We start from the raw sequence: 16,672 nt of genomic DNA on the forward strand, positions 1-16,672 counted from the left end.
TACGACGTTCGGTTCAGAATGGTGCCGGCGCCGGTCATCTACTGCCCCGGCACCTCGGCGTGGTGGCAGGCGACCTCGCTTGCCCCGATCGGTCGCAGGATCGGTCGCTCCGCAGCGCAGCGGGCGTTTCGGGCCGGATGGAAGCAGCGGCCGAGGAACGGGCAGCCGGCTGGCGGCGCCGTCGGGCTTGGCGGGTCGCCCGCGAGCACGATGCGCTGGCCCTGTTGCCCCGGGGTTGGTGACGGCACCGCCGAGATCAGCGCCCGGGTGTACGGGTGGCGCGGGTGGTCGAGGATCTCGTCGCGCGGTCCGATTTCCACGATCAGACCGTAGTACATCACTGCGACCCGGTGAGACAATTGTCGCACCACGGACAGGTCGTGGGCAATGAACAGGTAGGCCAGGCCCCGGTCGCGCTGCAGGTCGAGCAGCAGGTTGATGACCTGGGCCTGGACCGAGACGTCGAGGGCCGAGACCGGTTCGTCGAGCACGATGAAGGCGGGATCGACCGCCAGAGCGCGGGCAATCCCGATCCGCTGGCGCTGCCCCCCGGAGAACTCGTGCGGATACTTGTCTGCCGCCGACCCGTCCAGGCCGACTTCGCCGAGCAGCTCTGTCACCCGCCCGCGAATGGCGCGAGGCGGTACCAGACGGTGAATCTCGATGCCTTCGGCAACGGACGCCCCGATCGTCATCCGCGGGTCGAGCGAGCTGTACGGGTCCTGAAAGACGATCTGCATTCGTTTCCGCAGCTGTCGCATTGCGTTTCGGTCCGCTTGGCGCACATCGACGCCGTCGAATCTGACTGTTCCCGCGTCCGGTTCGACCAGGCGGAGCAGCGCGCGGCCGGCGGTCGTCTTGCCCGAGCCCGACTCACCGACCAGGGCAAGGGTTTCCCGTTCCGCGACCGTGAAGGACACGCCATTGAGGGCGTGGGTCACCCGATCGGCGCGGATCCACCCGGTTGGCCGCCGGTAGTGCTTGACCAGTCCGACCACCTCGAGCAGCGCGCTCACGGAGAGACCCCCTCGACCAGCCAGCACTTGGCCTCGTGTCCCGGCGTAACCAGCCTTCGGGGCGGTATCTCGGTGCTGCAGGGGCTGATCCGTTCGCCACAGCGCGGGTGAAAGCGGCACCCGGCAGGCCAGTCGTGCGGCAGCGGTACCGAGCCGGCAATCTGAGCCAGCCGCTCGATCGGTCCGGTCAGGCGTGGCATCGAGCGGAGCAGGGCGCGAGTGTAGGGGTGGGCCGGCGCCCGGAAGAGGCGCTCGGTTGGTGCGCTTTCGACGAGCTGTCCCGCGTACATGACCAGGACCCGGTCGCTCTGCCCGGCTACCACGCCCAGGTCGTGGGTAATCAGCAGCGTCGCCATGCCACGCTCGGCGCGCAGCCGATCGAGCAGCTCCAGAATCTGGGCCTGGACCGTGACGTCGAGCGCGGTGGTCGGCTCGTCGGCCACGAGGAGGTCGGGTTCGCCAGCCAGCGCAATCGCGATCATGACTCGCTGTTTGAGCCCGCCCGAAAGTTCATGCGGGTAGGCGCCGTAGCGTCCGGCGGGGTCGGGAATGCCGACTTCCTCGAGCAGGGCAACGGCGCGGTCGCGTGCCTCACTCCCGCTCAGCTTGCGGTGCGCCAGCACGGCTTCGCGAACCTGATAGCCGATCGTCAGCACCGGGTTGAGACTGGTCGACGGATCCTGGAAGATCAGGCCGATCTGACCGCCACGGATCGCGCGGAGCGCCTCGCCCCTGAGGCTCATGACGTCGAGGTCGCGGAGGCGGATGCTGCTGCCCGGCGCAATCACGCCGGGATGCGGAACGAGCCGCAGCAGTGCGAGGCTGGTCAGGCTCTTGCCCGATCCCGACTCGCCCACGAGTGCCACTCGTTCCCCCGGATCGATGCTGAAGCTGACGCCGTCGACCGGTACCGACAGCCCGGCCCTGGTCGGGAAGGTGATCCGCAGGTTCTCGACCGTGAGGAGGGCGGTCATGCGCTGCGGGGGTCGAAGGCGGCGCGGAGCGCGTCGCTCACGAGACTCGTGGCCAGCACGGTCACGACAACCGCGATACCCGGGAAGAACAGGGTCCACGGCGCGGTCGTCATCGCGTTGCGAGCGTCGAATACCATGACACCCCACGACGGGGTGGGCGGTTGCACGCCGACGCCCAGGTAGGAAAGTCCGGCTTCGAGCAGGATGACGTCGCCGATGCTCAGCGTGGCACTCACCAGAATGACCCCGGTCACGTTGGGGAGGAGATGCCGAAAGATAGTCCGGAATCGCCCGGCGCCGAGCGCCTGCGCCGCCTGGAGGTAGCCTTCCGACCGGAGCCGGAGCACCTCGCCGCGGACCAAGCGACTGGTGCCGAACCAGCCGGTGGCGCCGATGACGAGGATCAGCACCGGAATCGGCATGCGTTCCCAGACGACCAGGAGGAGTAGCAGGATGAAGAGGCGCGGCACCGCGAGCGCCGCGTCGACGATACGCATCAGGACCGAATCGACCACGCCGCCCAGAAATCCGGCAGCGAGGCCCACCGCGGTGCCGATGGTGAGCGAAAGGAGCACGGCGATGACCGCGATCGAGAGGGAGATCCGGGCTCCGGTTGCCACGCGTGCCAGGACATCTCGGCTCATGCCATCGGTGCCGAAGGGGTGGCTCAGGCTCGGTCCTTCGGCGGCGGCGCCCAGATCCGGCATTGCGGTCGGGTCCGGCAGCACGAGCGGGCCGATCAGGGCAAAGAGGACTAGCGCCAGGAGGAGCAGGAACCCCGCCTTGCCCGACGGCGCCCGCCAGGCCGCGAGCAGCGTGGCGAAAAGTGAGCCGGTCATTCGGCTCGCGTCCTCGGATCGAGGGCCTGATACGCCAGATCGGTCAGCACGCCGCCCATCAGCACGGCGCCGGACACGAGCAGCGAGGTTGCCATCAGGACCGGATAGTCGCGAGTTGCAATGGCGCCAGCTGCGAGGGAGCCGAGTCCGGGCCAGTTGAAGACCGACTCGACGAAGACCGCACCTGATACGAGGACCGGGAGCCAGAGTCCGAGCAGCGTCAGGACCGGGAAGAGCGCGTTGCGCCAGGCATGCCGCCAGATCACGGTTCGCTCGGTCAGGCCGCGCGCGTAGGCCGCGCGGACGAAGTCGAGGCGGAGAACCTCGAGCATGGCGCTCCGCTGGTAGCGCATCGTCGCGGCGAGGGTGACGACGGACAGGGTAACGGTGGGCAGCACCAGGTGGGCCAGGAGGTCGCCGGTGCGGACCAGCCAGCCCGCGTCGGCCGGGAGCAGCGGGTCGGTCATTTGCGCAGCTGGCAGCAGGCGCCACTTGATGGCAAAGAGCGACACCAGCACCAGGGCGAGCCAGAAACTCGGCGCCGCATAGCCGGCCAGCGAGATCCGGGTCAACCATCGATCGAGCCGAGAGCCGCGCCGCCTGGCCTGCAGCACGCCGAGCCAGACGCCGAGCGTCAGATTGACGAGCAGGACCGTCACACCGAGCAGGAGTGACGGGCCGAGCCGGCTCTGGACCAGGTCGCCGACGCGGACGGGATAATACTCGATCGAGACACCGAAATCGCCGCGTACCGCTGCGGACAAGAACCCAGTCAGCTGCGTAGCGATCGGCTGATCGAGCCCGAAGATGGCTTCGAGGCGGGCCCGTTCGGCCGGGGCGACGGGGCGGTCATCGGTCAGGCGGGCCAGCGGATCGCCTGGGGCGAGCCGCATCAGGATGAAGAGGAGGACCGCCACCACGGCAAAGGTGGCGGCGGCCTGGAGCAGACGGCGGATCAGCCAGCGGGTCACGCCGCCTAACGCTGATCCCGTGCGATCCGGCGAGCCGGATCGACCGACCAGCGCCAGAGATCGGTCCAGGTGCCGTCCGGGCGGATGCTGACGTCGCGGTAGCGGCGGTGCACCACGAGCGCCTGGGCCGGGGAGTAGAGGAAGACTGCGGGGTAATCGCGCTGCAGGATGGCGATGGCATCATGCCACCGCTCTGCCGCCGCCGAGCCGGTGGCCCGAACGGCCGCAGCGTAGGCTTCATCGAAGCTCGGGTTGCAGGCTGATCCGACGTTACTTCCGCCCACGCCGGCGCACGACCAGCTCTGCACCAGCCCGGCCGGGGTCGGCACCAGGGTTGCCTGCGAGAAGTCGATGTCGAACTCACCTTTGCCCCGACGCTCGGCCCAGACCGGTCCGTCGAGCCGCTGCAGCTCGACCTGGATGCCGACCTGGCGAAGCATGGCCTGAATCGGCTCGGCCATGCTGACCCGCGGCGTGCTGGTGCCAGGGTAGATCAGGCGCAGGGTCAGCCGTGCGCCGTCTTTGTCGAGATAACCGTCACCGTCGCTGTCGCGCCAGCCGCGCGACGCCAGGATCCGGCGGGCCTCCGCCGGGTCGAACGCCGGGCCTTTGGCGGTGTGACGACGAATCCAGGTGGCCTGTCCCATCGGGCCGTCGACGATCGATGCGTAGGGTCCGAAGACCGACCGGACCAGGCGCTGGCGATCGATTGCGAGGGAGATCGCGTGGCGAACCTCGCGATCGGCCAGGATCGGATGGGGCTGGCTGCGATTGCCGGCGGCCCGCTGGTTGAACAGCAGATACCCCACGCTGAACGACGACTGCGTTTTGATATCGAGGTGCGGCTGCTCCATGATCGGCGTGATCTGGCGCGGCAGCAGCGACGCTTCGTACGCGTCTGCGGTGCCGTCGAGCACCAGGTTGAGCTGGGCTTCGGCGGCGCGCACCACCAGGAAGACGACCCGATGAAGCTTGGGGGCGCCCAGGAAGAAGTCGGGCACGGCGGCGAGCTCGAGCTGGCGACCCGGTTCGAGTCTGCCCCAGCGAAAGGGCCCGTTGCCGACCGGTCGGGACACGTAGGCCGATGAGGCCAGCCGGGCCGCCGGGATGGTGTCGAGGAGGTGCGCAGGAAGCGGCACCGCGTTCGAGACGGCGTCGAACATCTGGTCACCATAGGCGTGACGGAACCGGAAGGTGACCTGCCGGGGTCCCGTCGCCGTGACCGATGCGATGTTCCGCAGCAGCAGCGCGTAGGTGGGCGAGACCGTCGAATCTCGCGCCCGATTCACGCTCCAGACCACATCCCGCGGCGTGACCGGGGTGCCGTCGTGCCACCGCGCCCGCTCGTCGAGTTCAAAGACGAGGGTGACCGAGTCGGTCCGTCGCCAGGAGCGCGCCAGGGCGGGCTCGTAACTCTTCTCGTCGGTTGTGACCATCCGCCGCCCCAGCCGAGCCAGGGGCAGGAAGAGCAGGCTGGCTACGTCCGTGTTGGCCTTGGCCAGCGAGAGGGTCGGCACCGGCAGCGTTGGTTCGGCGCCGATGACGATCGAAATGGTGCCGGACTGCCCGTCGCGCTGGGCGGCCGCCGGGGCAGCCACCAGCATGACCAGCAGCCCTGCCAGTGTTGAACGAGCAGGCATTACGTATCCCTCGAGACCAGGTGGCTACCGCTCCCAAGTCCAAGTATCGGATCGATACCTATCGTAATGTAGCGCCGCGCGTTGCAGAACCTCGTCGGGCCGGTCGGGCGCGACCGGCTGGAGGCCCGCTCCAGCCAGGGCAGCCGTGACGGCGGCGGCGGCCGTGTCGAACGTCACGGTGTGGCCCAGCACGGCGCTGAGGGGCGCCTCGGGCGGTTCGGTCGGCGGTGCCGCGTGGTGGACCGACCGAACCAGCGATTGATCGTCTGCCAGGAGGAGGGAGCCGTGCTGGAGCAGCGCGGTGTCGCCCCGCCGCTGGGCACTGCCCAGGACCTTCTTGCCACCGATGACGATCTCGCCCCCGACGGGGGCGGCAAAGCAAGGGCCGCTGCCGAGCCCGGGGACGCTCCGATCGTCCGCCAGGTCGGCAGCTGCACCTAGCGTGGCCACGGCGCGCGCCAGCACCGCATGGATGGCGCGATAGGCCGTTTGCAGCGAGCCATACGTCGCGACCGGGGCCGCTACCGCGTAGGTCAGCTCCCGCGCGTGCCAGACGCCCCGACCACCGGTCGGTCGGCGGACGCAATCGAGGCCCAGCGCGTCGATCCGGGCGCGGTCATAGCGGCGGGCAGCGGGTTCGTGGCGGCCGAACGAGAGGCAGTGGGGTTCCCAGCGGTAGAGCCGCCAGAGCTGGCGGCCCGTGGTCTCGGCCCAGTCGAACATGGCGTGGTCGACGGCCATGTTCTGCCAGCCCGGTCTGGGCTGGGTGTCGATCCAGAACTCGCCCGAGCCGATCGTGGCCTCGGGCGAGGGTGATGCGTGGCTTACGATATGTACTCCTCGATCGGCGGGCAAGCGCAGACCAGGTTCCGATCGCCGTAGGCGCCATCGATACGCGACACCGTCGGCCAGATTTTGTGACCACGCACAGCTGCCGACGGGAAGCCGGCGCGCTCGCGCGAGTAGGGACGGTTCCACTCGTCGCCCGCCACCAGCTGCAGGGTGTGCGGTGCGTGGAAGAGCAGGTTGTTGCCCCGCTCGGCTGCTCCGGACTCGATTTCGCGAATCTCTTCGCGGATCGATGCCAGCGCGTCACAGAAGCGATCGATCTCTTCCTTGGACTCGCTCTCGGTCGGCTCGATCATCAGAGTGCCCGCCACCGGGAACGACACCGTCGGCGGATGGAACCCGTAGTCGATCAGCCGCTTGGCGACATCTTCGACCTCGAGACCGGCCGACCCCTTGAAGGGGCGGAAGTCGACGATGCACTCGTGCGCCACCAACCCGTCGCGGCCGGTGTAGAGCACCTTGTAGTGCTCGGCCAGGCGCTTGGCCAGGTAATTGGCGTTGAGGATAGCGTACTTCGTCGCCTGGGTCAGGCCGTCGGGGCCCATCATCCGGATGTAGACCCAGCTGATCGGCAGGATCGACGGGCTGCCCCAGGGAGCCGCCGAGATGGTTCCGCAGCTTTCGGGGCCGCCGACCGGAATGACCGGGTGGGTCGGCAGGTACGGCGCCAGGTGCGCTGCCACACCGATCGGTCCCATGCCCGGGCCGCCGCCGCCGTGCGGAATGCAGAACGTCTTGTGGAGGTTCAGATGGCAGACGTCGGCGCCGATGACCCCTGGCGAGGTCAGGCCGACCTGGGCGTTCATGTTGGCGCCGTCCATGTAGACCTGGCCGCCATGATCATGAATGATCTGACAGATCTCACGAATGCCGCTCTCGAAGACGCCGTGCGTCGACGGATAGGTCACCATCAGCGCGCCGAGCCGGTCGGCGTGGGCCAAGGCCTGCTTGCGCAGGTCCTCGATGTCGATGTTGCCCTGCGCATCGGTCTTGGTGACCACGACATCGAACCCGGCCATCACGGCGCTGGCCGGATTGGTGCCGTGGGCCGACTGCGGAATCAGGCAGACCGTCCGGTGCTTGTCGCCGCGGGCCTTGTGGTAGGCGCGGATCACCATGAGTCCGGCAAACTCGCCCTGCGAGCCGGCGTTCGGCTGCAGCGACACCCGGGCGAATCCGGTGATGGACGAGAGCCATGCTTCGAGCTCGCTGAAGAGCTGCTGGTAGCCGGCGGCCTGCTCCCGCGGCGCAAAGGGGTGGATGCCCCCGAATGCCGGCCACGATACCCCGACCATCTCGGCCGTCGCGTTGAGCTTCATGGTGCAGGAGCCGAGCGGAATCATCGCGGCCGTGAGCGAGAGGTCGCGGGCTTCGAGCTTCCGGATGTACCGGAGCATGTCGGTTTCCGACCGGTAGCGATGGAAAATCGGATGGGTCAGGAACGCTGAGGTCCGCACCAGCGCCGAGGGAATCGCATCGTCGATCGCTTCGGCGGTCTCTGTGATCGGTGCCGCGTCCGCTGCGAAGCAGGCAAGGATGTCGTTCAGATCGGCGACCGTGGTGGTCTCGTCGAGCGCGATGCCGATCCGGGTCGGGCTGATGGCGCGCAAGTTGATGCGGCGCTCGAGCGCGGCAGCATGAATGCCTGCGGCGGCTGCCGGATCGACATCGATCGCGATGGTATCGAAATAGGCCCGGTGCGCCAGGCGGTGTCCCGCCGCGGTAATTCGCTTGGCGAGCAACTTGGCGAAGCGGTGTGTCCGGTTGGCAATGTGTAGCAAGCCCTCCGGGCCGTGATAGACCGCGTACATCCCCGCCATGACCGCGAGCAGCACCTGCGCCGTGCAAATGTTGCTGGTGGCCTTCTCGCGTCGGATGTGCTGCTCGCGGGTCTGCAGCGCCATCCGGAGCGCCATCTTGCCTTCGCGATCCTTGGAGACGCCGATCAGTCGGCCAGGCAGGTGCCGCTTGAGCGCGTCGGAAGCGGCCATGAAGGCGGCGTGGGGTCCGCCGTAGCCCAGCGGCACGCCGAAACGCTGGGTGTTGCCGACGGCCAGGTCGGCGCCCCAGTCGCCGGGGGCCTGGAGCTTGGTCAAGGCGAGCAGGTCGGTGGCCACCGCCACCAGGGCTTTGACGCCGTGCGCCTGCGCAGCGACCGACGCCAGGTCGCGCACGCTGCCTTCGGTGCAGGGATACTGCAGCAGGCAGCCGATGACCGACGGATCGAAGAGGAAGTCATTCGGATCGGCCACGACGATGCGAACGTCGCGGGCTTCGGCACGGGTCTCGACGACCGCAATCGTCTGGGGGTGACAGCGGCTGTCGATCAGGAAGGTCTTGTCGCCCTTGACCGTCGTGACGCCGAGTGCGACTCCGAACGCTTCGGCTGCGGCGGTGGCTTCGTCGAGTAGGGACGCGCTGGCCACCGGCAGGCCCGTCAGGTCGCTCACGACCGTCTGGAAGTTGAGCAGCGCCTCGAGCCGGCCCTGCGCAATCTCGGGCTGATAGGGTGTGTAGGCCGTGTACCAGCCCGGGTTTTCCAGGATGTTACGCTGGATCACGCCGGGCACGTGGCAGTTCGAGTATCCCATGCCCAGCCAGGAGCGGAAGACTTCGTTGGCCGCGGCGCGTTCCGCCAGCTCGGCCAGGGCTTCCGTCTCACTCACGGCGGCAGGGATGTCGAGCGCGGCGGAGGTGCGAATATCCGCCGGCACGACGGCGTCGATCAGCCCGTCGAGGCTCGGGTAGCCCAGGCTGTTCAACATCGCGTCGGCGTCGGTTGGCCGGGGCCCGAGATGGCGGTCGAGGAATGTCGTAGCGGGATTCTTCATGGTCGTAGTGACGTTCCGATGGTGTTCAAATGCAAATGCCCCGAAGGCGTCTCACCCCCGGGGCACCGCGACAGCGTTGACAAGCGTATCCGATCCGGAGGTGCGTTAGGCGCCGATGTGGGATCGATACGCAGCTGCGTCGAGCAGCCCGTCGAGCTCTGCCGGGTTCGACGCTTTGAGCCGAATCATCCAACCATCGGAGAACGGCGTCCGGTTGACGAGGGCCGGATCGGTGTCCAGCGCGCCGTTGACCTCGACGACCTCACCGGCAACCGGCGAGTACAGGTCGGAAACGGCTTTGACAGCTTCGATCGTGCCGAAGGCCTGATGGGTCGAAAAGGTGTCGCCCACTTTGGGCAGATTGACGAAGACGACGTCACCCAGCTCGCCTTGTGCGTATTCAGTGATACCGATTTCGATCACGCCGGCCTCGCCCGTCTGGCGAATCCATTCGTGTTCGGCGGTATAGCGGAGGTCGTCCGGGACGTTGGCCACCGGGTGGTTCCTTGTGGTGAGACGGGTAACACGATACCCCGCAGGGGGGGCAGGGTCAAGCCGAGAGACCGTTGGCCCGCCGGATCAGGTCGGTCCAGACGGCGCGCGCGCGAGCTTCGAGGTCGTCGAGGCTGCCGTCGTTGTCGATTACGTAGGTGGCGCGGGCGCGTTTTTCCTCGGATGGAATCTGCGCCTCGATCATCGCTTGCGCGGTTTCCGGGTCGAGGCCGCGGATCCGTTCCATCCGGGCGCGACGGGTTTCGATCGGAGCATCGACCAGCACCACCGCATCGAAGCTCGCGGGGTCGAGTACTTCGAAGAGCAGCGGAATGTCTTGGACCACGATTGGAGTGCCGGCCTGGCGAGCCTCGGCCATGATGCCGTCGCGGCGGGCCCGTACGGCGGGGTGGGTAATGGCGTTGAGCTTTTTGCGCGCCGCCGGGTCGTTGAAGATCAAGGCGCGGAGCACCCCGCGGTCGAGGGTGCCGTCCGCCGCCAGAATCTCCCGGCCGAACTCCTCCACCATGGCCTTGAACACCGCCGTGCCAGGCTGCTGCAGCTCGTGGACGATGGCATCGGCATCGATGACGACGGCGCCCCACTCGGCAAACATTCGGGCCACTGACGACTTGCCCGAGGCGACATTGCCGGTGAGGCCGACGCTGAGCATGCCTACAGAATCCTGGTCTGGTCTTCGTCCTGCCTGGGCACCCGATGGCAGCGGCGGCAGCGCGCTTCGTACGCTTCGGTGCCGCCCACCATGATCGTGGGCGAGTCCCAGCGCGCGGGCCGACCGCCGATGAGCCGCTGGTTGCGACAGGCGAGGTCGCCGCAGACGACACAGATGGCCTGCAGCTTGGTGACGTCTTCGGCCACCGCCATCAGCGGTCCCATTTGGCCGAAAGGCTGCCCGCGAAAATCAGTATCTGTTCCGGCCAGGATGACCCGAACGCCGCGCTCGGCCAGCGAGGTGGCCACGGCGGTCACTCCATGGTCGAGGAACTGTGCCTCGTCGATCGCGACGACTTCGGTATCGGGCCGTACCTGCCGAAAAATCTCGGCGGCCGAGTCGATCGGAACGGCCTCGATGTCGGCGCCGTTATGACTCGAGACGCGGGCCACGCCGCCGTAGCGGTCGTCGAGGTGGCTCTTGAAGACCTGGACGCGGCGGCGGGCAATCAACGCCCGCCGCACCCGCCGGATCAGCTCTTCGCTCTTGCCGCTGAACATGACACCGGCAATGACCTCGATGGTGCCGGTACGCGAGGCGTGATACATCCGCGCTTTCCTGGGGTTCGGACGAGAAGGAGTCCGACGATAGATGACCAGCCGGATCGGGTCAAGCCGGTCGTCGCGGGGGACGGCTGCCGTCTCGGGGCTTCCGGTCTCGCGGCGCCCGGTCCCGCGATTCGCGATCCCGTGAATCACGATCGCGAGAGTCGCTCTCGCGGCTCCGGTCGAGTCGCGCCGCCAGGCGGCGTCCCTTGTACTCGTGGCCGGCGAGCTTCTCGGCGGCGTTGATCGCGTCGAACTCGCTCGTCATTTCCACGAGTGAGAAGCCATCGCGGAGTTCCAGCCGACCAAGCGTGTCTCGCTTGACGCCGGCGCCGAGGACCACGCTGAGCAGCTCGGCCGGGGTTGCACCGTCTTTGCGACCGAGATTGATCCAGACCTTGGGATGGGGCGACGTCAGCGGCGCGCTTGTGGCTGCGGGCGCGGGTGCTCGGGTCCGGGCTTCGGTCCAGAGGCTCTGGACGGCCACCGCCACCTCGGCGCCGCTCCAGCGGTCCAGCAGCGGGGCGACGGTGGCGTAAGCTCCCCGATCGATCGGGCCTTCCAGTCGGGAGCGGATGGCGCGCCGATCTTCCTGAATGGCTCGCTCGGCCTGGTCGAGGCCGCCGGGCAGCGTCAGTGGGTCGATCCGCCCGGCAATCCGGGCAAAGTAGCGCTCGGCGCCCGGGGCAATCAGCACGACGCTCGTGTCGAGGGCGGCCTGGGCGAGCAGTTCCGGCGGGGGGGCATCGAAAAAGATCGTGGCCGGTCCGGCGGGAATGGCGCCGGCCACCGGTCGGGCGGTGACACCATGCCCGGCGAGTCGTTCGGTCAGCGCCTCGTGCGAGTCGGCCGACGCGGTCCAGACTTCGACCTCGTCCAGGTTGAGCAGGTCGGCGGCGCGGGCCACGGCGGCGAGCCGGTCATCCCAGCGGACCGCGGCACCGCGGACCCGGCCGAGCTGCGCCGGCTGGGTCGGGTTGGCCAGCGGCCCCATGGTCGGTGCGCGCCAAGCGTAGCGTTCGGCGAAGGTGGCGGTCCCTGCCGGGTCGGTCGTCACGACGACCCGCTGGGTTTCCTTCGGCAGGTCGGCAAAGATCGGCACGAAGCCTTCGTCGGACAGCTCCAGTTCAGGCCAGATGATGACCACGCCCCGGATCCCATCGGTGCGCAGCTGGCTGCGGCGGAGCAGTTCGGTGGTGGTGGCGAGGGACAGGACCAGCGCGGCAACGCGGCTGGAGGCGAGGTGGTGCGCGGCCCGACTGGGATTCGGCGCGACGGCGACCGTGATGCCGGCTTGTCGACCGGCCAGCGCAACGGCCTGGCCCCAGGCTTCGAGGGACGCGTCCGGGGCGATGACCAGGACCGGTCCCGCCTCGGCCGATTCGGCCGGGCGCCCGAGCAGGGCGGCAAGGACGGGAAGGGTGTAGGCCGGGGCCGGCGGGGCAGCCAAGACGAGGCTGTTGCCGCGGGCGGCTACGGCGGCGGCGGATGCTACCCCAAAGGCTTCCAGCGACCCGCTCACCGGCGGGTTGGTCAGTTCGACGTCGGACACGGGTACCTCGATTGTCAATGAAACGGCTCGTTACGCCCGGGTGCGGCCCAACCGCACCGGTATCAGCATAACACCGTAATCTAACATTGACTTCGCTCGGGCAACCCACGAACCTTCGCGAAACCTCAACTTCCCGAGCAAATCCCCGTGACGAAGGTGCTTCGCCTCCCCGATCCTGTGTCCAGCAATCTGACCCACATCAAAGGTTCCGAAACGGTCGCCATCAACGCCGAGGCGCGCCGACTCCGTGCGTTGGGCAAGGACGTGGTCGACCTGAGCGTCGGGGAGCCTGACTTCGATACGCCGGCGCCGGTGGCGCAGGCGGGAATCCAGGCGATTCAGAAGGGGCAGACCCGGTATCCGCCCAACGTCGGCATTCCGGAACTACGGAACGCCATGGCCACCCATTTGAGCCAGCTCTCGGGAGGCCGCGCGGTCGATCCGGATCGCTTCGTGATCAGCTCGGGGTCGAAGCAATCGCTCTTCAACGCCTGCTTTTCGCTGTTCGGGCCGAAAGACAAGGTCCTGATTCCGGCGCCGGCCTGGGTCTCGTATCCCCAGATCGTGCACCTCTCGCGGGCCGAGCCGGTGATGGTGCCGGGCGAAGTCGAGTGGGGGCTCAAGGTCAGCGTCAAAGATCTCGATCGGCACTTCGACAAGCTCGTGCGCGGCATCATTCTCTGCTCGCCGTGCAATCCGACCGGGGCGGTCTACACCCTGTCAGAACTTCGTGCCATCGGCGACTGGGCCCGGAAGCACAACATCTGGGTCATCAGCGACGAGATCTACCGCCGGATCTACTACGGGCCGGGGGCGGCTCCGTCGTTCTTCGACCTGCCGGACGAGTATCTCGAGAAGACCGTCGTCATCTACGGCGCCAGCAAAGCGTATGCGATGACCGGCTGGCGGATCGGCGCGGCCTACGCGCCGCCGACCATCGTCAAGGCCATGGCCAACCTGCAGTCGCACACGACGACCGGGGCCAATCATCCCGCCCAGGTAGCGGCGGCAGCGGCCTTTTCGGATCCCAAGGTCGAGCAGGAAGTCGTCAAGATGACGGCCGCATTTCGTCGGCGGCGCGATCGGCTGGTCGAGCGGTTTCGGACCGAAGCGCCCGGCATCGAGTTCGTCGAGCCGCTGGGTGCGTTCTACCTGTTCTTCCGGGTCGACGGCATTCGCCAGAAGCCGGTGGTGACCGGTACCAAGTTCTGCGAACGCCTGCTCACCGAGCACGGTGTGGCGGCGGTGCCGGGCGCCGCGTTCGGCGACGACCGTTGGATTCGGCTCTCGTACGCCGCGTCGGACAAGGATCTCGAGAAGGCGATCCATCGGTTGATGCGCTGCATCGCGGAGTTCGAAGCGGGCGGGGTGTGAGTACGCGGCTCCTCTTTGCACGAGTGCGCCGGGCGATTGAGGGCACCCCCGGCGCCGTGGCGGCCTCGACCATGCCGCCGGCTGTCGAGGGGCGCCCCGATGTCTACCGCCAGATCCAGTCGACCGTCGTCGAAGGGTCGACTCTTGCCGTGCATCCGGTGACCCGGAGCCCGTGCCCTGAGCCGATTGCTTTTCTCGACGGCACGCAGCGCTACGAAGTCGTCAGTTATGTCGGCACTTCGCCGGTGGTGGCGGCCCTGATTGGCGCCGCGGTCCGCCTCCGGGTCGACGGGCAGTTCCGCACGGTGGCGCACGACGGCGGCCGGCTGCTGATCGGTGCGCCGAATGCGCTGGCTGCCTTTGCCGATCGGCTGCCGGATTTTGGCCGGGTCGAGCTCGATCTCGACGGCCCGGTTCATCCCCTCGAAGAACTCGAGAAGGCGCACCGAGCGGTCGATGACTACCGCAGCGCGCTGGAGTGGCGGGTCGCTGCGCAGTTTCGCCGTGACGATCCGTCCTGGCTCGTCGTCGACGGTGTGTTACCCCATTTCGATCGGCTCGGGTCTGATCCGCGCGTCATCGGGGTGTCGAAAAGCCACGCGACGCTGCCCTTCGACGATCCCGAGACCAGTCACCTGTACTTGTCGCTGCCGCAGGGGCACCGGACCAGTGTGTTCCGCCCCGCGACGCCCCACGCGGCACCGGTCGATTCCTGGGCGCTTCGACTCTGGGCGCACGAGGGCAAAGATCTTTTCCACGGCCTGGTGCGCATCGAAGTCGCGGCCCGCACCGAGCGGGCTGAGCACGCCGAGCGCGTCTCGGGCTGGCTCCTGGCCGAGCGGGCCCCGATTGCTCGGCCCGACGCGCGGTGGGACCGCTTGCTGTACGGCGTGGCCCAGGTCGAACGCCATTTGAGGGCCCGATGATCGGACGTGTCGTCGCGACGGAGCTCAAACCGAGTACGCCGCATCAGTTCCTGTTTTGGACCGCGCGAGACACGGCCGTAGGCATCGGTTCCATCGTCCGGGTCGAGTCGCCCGGGCGATCAGTCTATGGCGTCGTGACGGATGCGTTTGCCTATTCGGACCTGGCAACCCCGATGGACGCGGTCTACGGCGCCGACGGCGATCCCAACAGCCCGGTCGAGCCCAGCGAGCGGAGTGAGATCCGCCTGTTCCAGACCGCCGTGCTGCGCCACGAGCCGGAGGAGCCACTGCAGGCCGTGCCGCTCGGTGAGGTGCACCTTGCCTCCGACGAAGATGTGGCCTTTGCGCTCAGGATGGACGCCTACATCGGCGGCGACAAGCCGACCGGCGTGCCCGTCGGCGTCTATGCCGCAGGCGGGCTCGAGGCTCCCGTGTACCTCGACGCCGACTTTCTGCTTGGCCCGGAAGCCGCGCATCTCAACATTACGGGGGTGTCCGGTCTGGCCACGAAGACTTCGGCGGTCGAGTTCTTTCTGACCTCGATTTTTCAGCGGTTTCCGCCGCACAAAGGGCGGGTCGCGGCGCTCTGCTTCAACGTCAAAGGCCCTGACCTGCTGTTTCTCGATCGGCAGGGCACCCTGAACGACCAGGATCGCCACCTGTATGACCGGCTCGGTCTCGAGCCGCGGCCCTTCGATCGGGTGCGCTACTTTGCGCCGTTCAAGAATGACGGCGTCAATCTCAACACCCTGCGCACCAATCCCGAGCTGATTCCGACCGAGCCGCTCGTCTGGGGCCTTCGCGAGGTACTGGACTACACCGAAGTGCTGCTCAACCGCGACGACATCGATGCCAAGGCCGACGGCTTCATCGATTTCCTGGCGGAGCGGGTCGTCGGCAAAGAGTTTAATGACGAGGTGTCGGGGCAGACCTTTGCGGTGCGCAGCTTTGCCGAGCTCGAAGACTTCTTCAAGGCGATCTTCAACTTTCTCGAAACGACTCGGGGCAGCGAGATCTGGCGCACGCATCATGTTGCCACCATTCGGAAAATCCGCAATCGGCTTGGCAATATCAGCACCCGGTCCAAGGGCTTGGTGACCGACAACGGTGAGGTCAATGATTTGCCGTGGGGCGAGTTCGGCGACCGGACCGTCTATGTCGTGGACGTCGCGGGTCTCGATCCGCTGGCGCAGGATCTCGTCTTTGCGCGGATCGTGTCCAAGCTGCGCGAACATCTCGAGCGTCGGGATCTTGGCGTCGAGCACGTCGCGGTCTTCGTCGACGAGCTCAACAAGTATGCTCCGCAGGAAGGGCACGACACCTACGTTCGGAAGATGTTGCTCGACCTTTCCGAGCGGGGTCGCTATCTCGGCCTGGTGCTCTTCTCGGCGCAGCAGTTTCGCTCCCAGGTGCACAAGCGGGTCGTCGGCAATGCGGGTACGGCGGTCTACGGCCGGCTCGATGCGGATGAGCTCGCTACGCCGGGGTACGGGATTCTGTCGCCGGCCATCAAGGCCAAGCTGGCGGCGCTGCCCAAGGGCGAGCTGATGATCCGTCACCCGCATTTTACCCAGCCCATCTTTCTTCGTTTTCCGCGGCCGTCGGTACTGTCGGGGCGGGAAGGCATCGATCGCTATCCGCCGGAACCCGAGGTGCCGTTCGAGGATGCCGTGGTGCGCCGGCTCCGGGCCCTCGAACCAGGCTTGCCCGGCAATCGGATCAAGGACCTGATTGCCGGCCGAGCTCAGGATGACGTGGTGCGGGCGCTCCACGCCACCATCCGCAACCGGCCAGGCGATGTGGTCGCCTTCTTCGTCAAATGCCTCGGCCGCGAGGTTCGAACCCGGTCGGTGGCACCGACCAACGGCGGGGTTACCCGCCTCAAGAGCGTCGACGACCCCTACGCCTGACCTGTGGTGGAGTCGCCCCC

14 protein-coding genes are annotated in these 16,672 nt (G+C 67.6%); 3 read left to right on the forward strand and 11 right to left on the reverse strand.

Annotated features, from left to right (window positions below; genetic code table 11):
• Positions 1 to 38 precede the first annotated feature (38 nt).
• The 11 genes from KF785_11605 to KF785_11655 form a co-directional block, all read right to left on the reverse strand.
• Positions 39 to 1,043 carry an ATP-binding cassette domain-containing protein gene (locus KF785_11605; GenBank protein MBX3147401.1) on the reverse strand — a complete coding sequence of 335 codons (1,005 nt, stop codon included), beginning with the start codon at positions 1,041 to 1,043 and terminating at the stop codon, positions 39 to 41.
• Positions 1,013 to 1,990, reverse strand: a complete 978-nt coding sequence (locus tag KF785_11610; GenBank protein ID MBX3147402.1) for an ABC transporter ATP-binding protein — start codon at positions 1,988 to 1,990, stop codon at positions 1,013 to 1,015. Before KF785_11610 ends, KF785_11605 begins: the two co-directional genes overlap by 31 nt.
• Entirely contained in the window at positions 1,987 to 2,829 is an 843-nt protein-coding gene (locus KF785_11615; protein MBX3147403.1) for an ABC transporter permease, read from the reverse strand. Before KF785_11615 ends, KF785_11610 begins: the two co-directional genes overlap by 4 nt.
• Positions 2,826 to 3,800: an ABC transporter permease gene (locus tag KF785_11620; protein MBX3147404.1), complete on the reverse strand. Its 975-nt coding sequence runs from the start codon at positions 3,798 to 3,800 to the stop codon at positions 2,826 to 2,828. Before KF785_11620 ends, KF785_11615 begins: the two co-directional genes overlap by 4 nt.
• Before the next feature lie 5 nt (positions 3,801 to 3,805).
• Positions 3,806 to 5,440: a peptide ABC transporter substrate-binding protein gene (locus KF785_11625; GenBank protein ID MBX3147405.1), complete on the reverse strand. Its 1,635-nt coding sequence runs from the start codon at positions 5,438 to 5,440 to the stop codon at positions 3,806 to 3,808.
• 24 nt (positions 5,441 to 5,464) lie between these two features.
• Positions 5,465 to 6,295 carry a hypothetical protein gene (locus tag KF785_11630; protein ID MBX3147406.1) on the reverse strand — a complete coding sequence of 277 codons (831 nt, stop codon included), beginning with the start codon at positions 6,293 to 6,295 and terminating at the stop codon, positions 5,465 to 5,467.
• Positions 6,265 to 9,120, reverse strand: coding sequence for an aminomethyl-transferring glycine dehydrogenase (gcvP, locus tag KF785_11635; protein ID MBX3147407.1), 2,856 nt, complete (start codon positions 9,118 to 9,120; stop codon positions 6,265 to 6,267). The genes KF785_11630 and gcvP overlap by 31 nt, the downstream gene beginning before the upstream one ends.
• Positions 9,121 to 9,225: 105 nt before the next feature.
• Positions 9,226 to 9,615 (reverse strand): glycine cleavage system protein GcvH, encoded by a 390-nt coding sequence (gene gcvH, locus KF785_11640; protein ID MBX3147408.1) that lies wholly within the window; start codon positions 9,613 to 9,615, stop codon positions 9,226 to 9,228.
• 55 nt (positions 9,616 to 9,670) lie between these two features.
• Entirely contained in the window at positions 9,671 to 10,285 is a 615-nt protein-coding gene (gene coaE / locus KF785_11645) for a dephospho-CoA kinase (GenBank protein ID MBX3147409.1), read from the reverse strand.
• 2 nt (positions 10,286 to 10,287) lie between these two features.
• Entirely contained in the window at positions 10,288 to 10,893 is a 606-nt protein-coding gene (locus KF785_11650) for a thymidine kinase (GenBank protein ID MBX3147410.1), read from the reverse strand.
• A gap of 61 nt (positions 10,894 to 10,954) precedes the next feature.
• Entirely contained in the window at positions 10,955 to 12,442 is a 1,488-nt protein-coding gene (locus KF785_11655; GenBank protein ID MBX3147411.1) for a DbpA RNA binding domain-containing protein, read from the reverse strand.
• A gap of 147 nt (positions 12,443 to 12,589) precedes the next feature.
• On the opposite strand from KF785_11655, the gene KF785_11660 reads away from it, so the two are divergent.
• From KF785_11660 to KF785_11670, 3 genes are read left to right on the forward strand one after another with little or no spacing between them, the layout of a single operon-like run.
• Positions 12,590 to 13,816 carry a pyridoxal phosphate-dependent aminotransferase gene (locus KF785_11660; protein ID MBX3147412.1) on the forward strand — a complete coding sequence of 409 codons (1,227 nt, stop codon included), beginning with the start codon at positions 12,590 to 12,592 and terminating at the stop codon, positions 13,814 to 13,816.
• A complete protein-coding gene (locus tag KF785_11665) occupies positions 13,813 to 14,742 on the forward strand; it encodes a hypothetical protein (protein MBX3147413.1) in 930 nt (309 codons plus the stop codon). The genes KF785_11660 and KF785_11665 overlap by 4 nt, the downstream gene beginning before the upstream one ends.
• On the forward strand, positions 14,739 to 16,652 hold the full coding sequence (locus KF785_11670; protein ID MBX3147414.1) for an ATP-binding protein: 1,914 nt from the start codon (positions 14,739 to 14,741) through the stop codon (positions 16,650 to 16,652). Before KF785_11665 ends, KF785_11670 begins: the two co-directional genes overlap by 4 nt.
• The last annotated feature ends 20 nt before the right edge of the window (positions 16,653 to 16,672 follow it).

Source organism: Gemmatimonadales bacterium (assembly GCA_019637315.1).
In the GTDB taxonomy this organism is placed as follows: domain Bacteria; phylum Gemmatimonadota; class Gemmatimonadetes; order Gemmatimonadales; family GWC2-71-9; genus SHZU01.

What these genes read in the sequence shown, in the direction of transcription:
- KF785_11610 (MBX3147402.1), bottom strand. Translation starts at nt 1,990, where the DNA reads ATGACCGCCCTCCTCACGGTCGAGAACCTGCGGATCACCTTCCCGACC.
- KF785_11615 (MBX3147403.1), bottom strand. Translation starts at nt 2,829, where the DNA reads ATGACCGGCTCACTTTTCGCCACGCTGCTCGCGGCCTGGCGGGCGCCG.
- KF785_11625 (MBX3147405.1), bottom strand. Translation starts at nt 5,440, where the DNA reads ATGCCTGCTCGTTCAACACTGGCAGGGCTGCTGGTCATGCTGGTGGCT.
- gcvP (MBX3147407.1), bottom strand. Translation starts at nt 9,120, where the DNA reads ATGAAGAATCCCGCTACGACATTCCTCGACCGCCATCTCGGGCCCCGG.
- coaE (MBX3147409.1), bottom strand. Translation starts at nt 10,285, where the DNA reads ATGCTCAGCGTCGGCCTCACCGGCAATGTCGCCTCGGGCAAGTCGTCA.
- KF785_11650 (MBX3147410.1), bottom strand. Translation starts at nt 10,893, where the DNA reads ATGTATCACGCCTCGCGTACCGGCACCATCGAGGTCATTGCCGGTGTC.
- KF785_11670 (MBX3147414.1), top strand. Translation starts at nt 14,739, where the DNA reads ATGATCGGACGTGTCGTCGCGACGGAGCTCAAACCGAGTACGCCGCAT.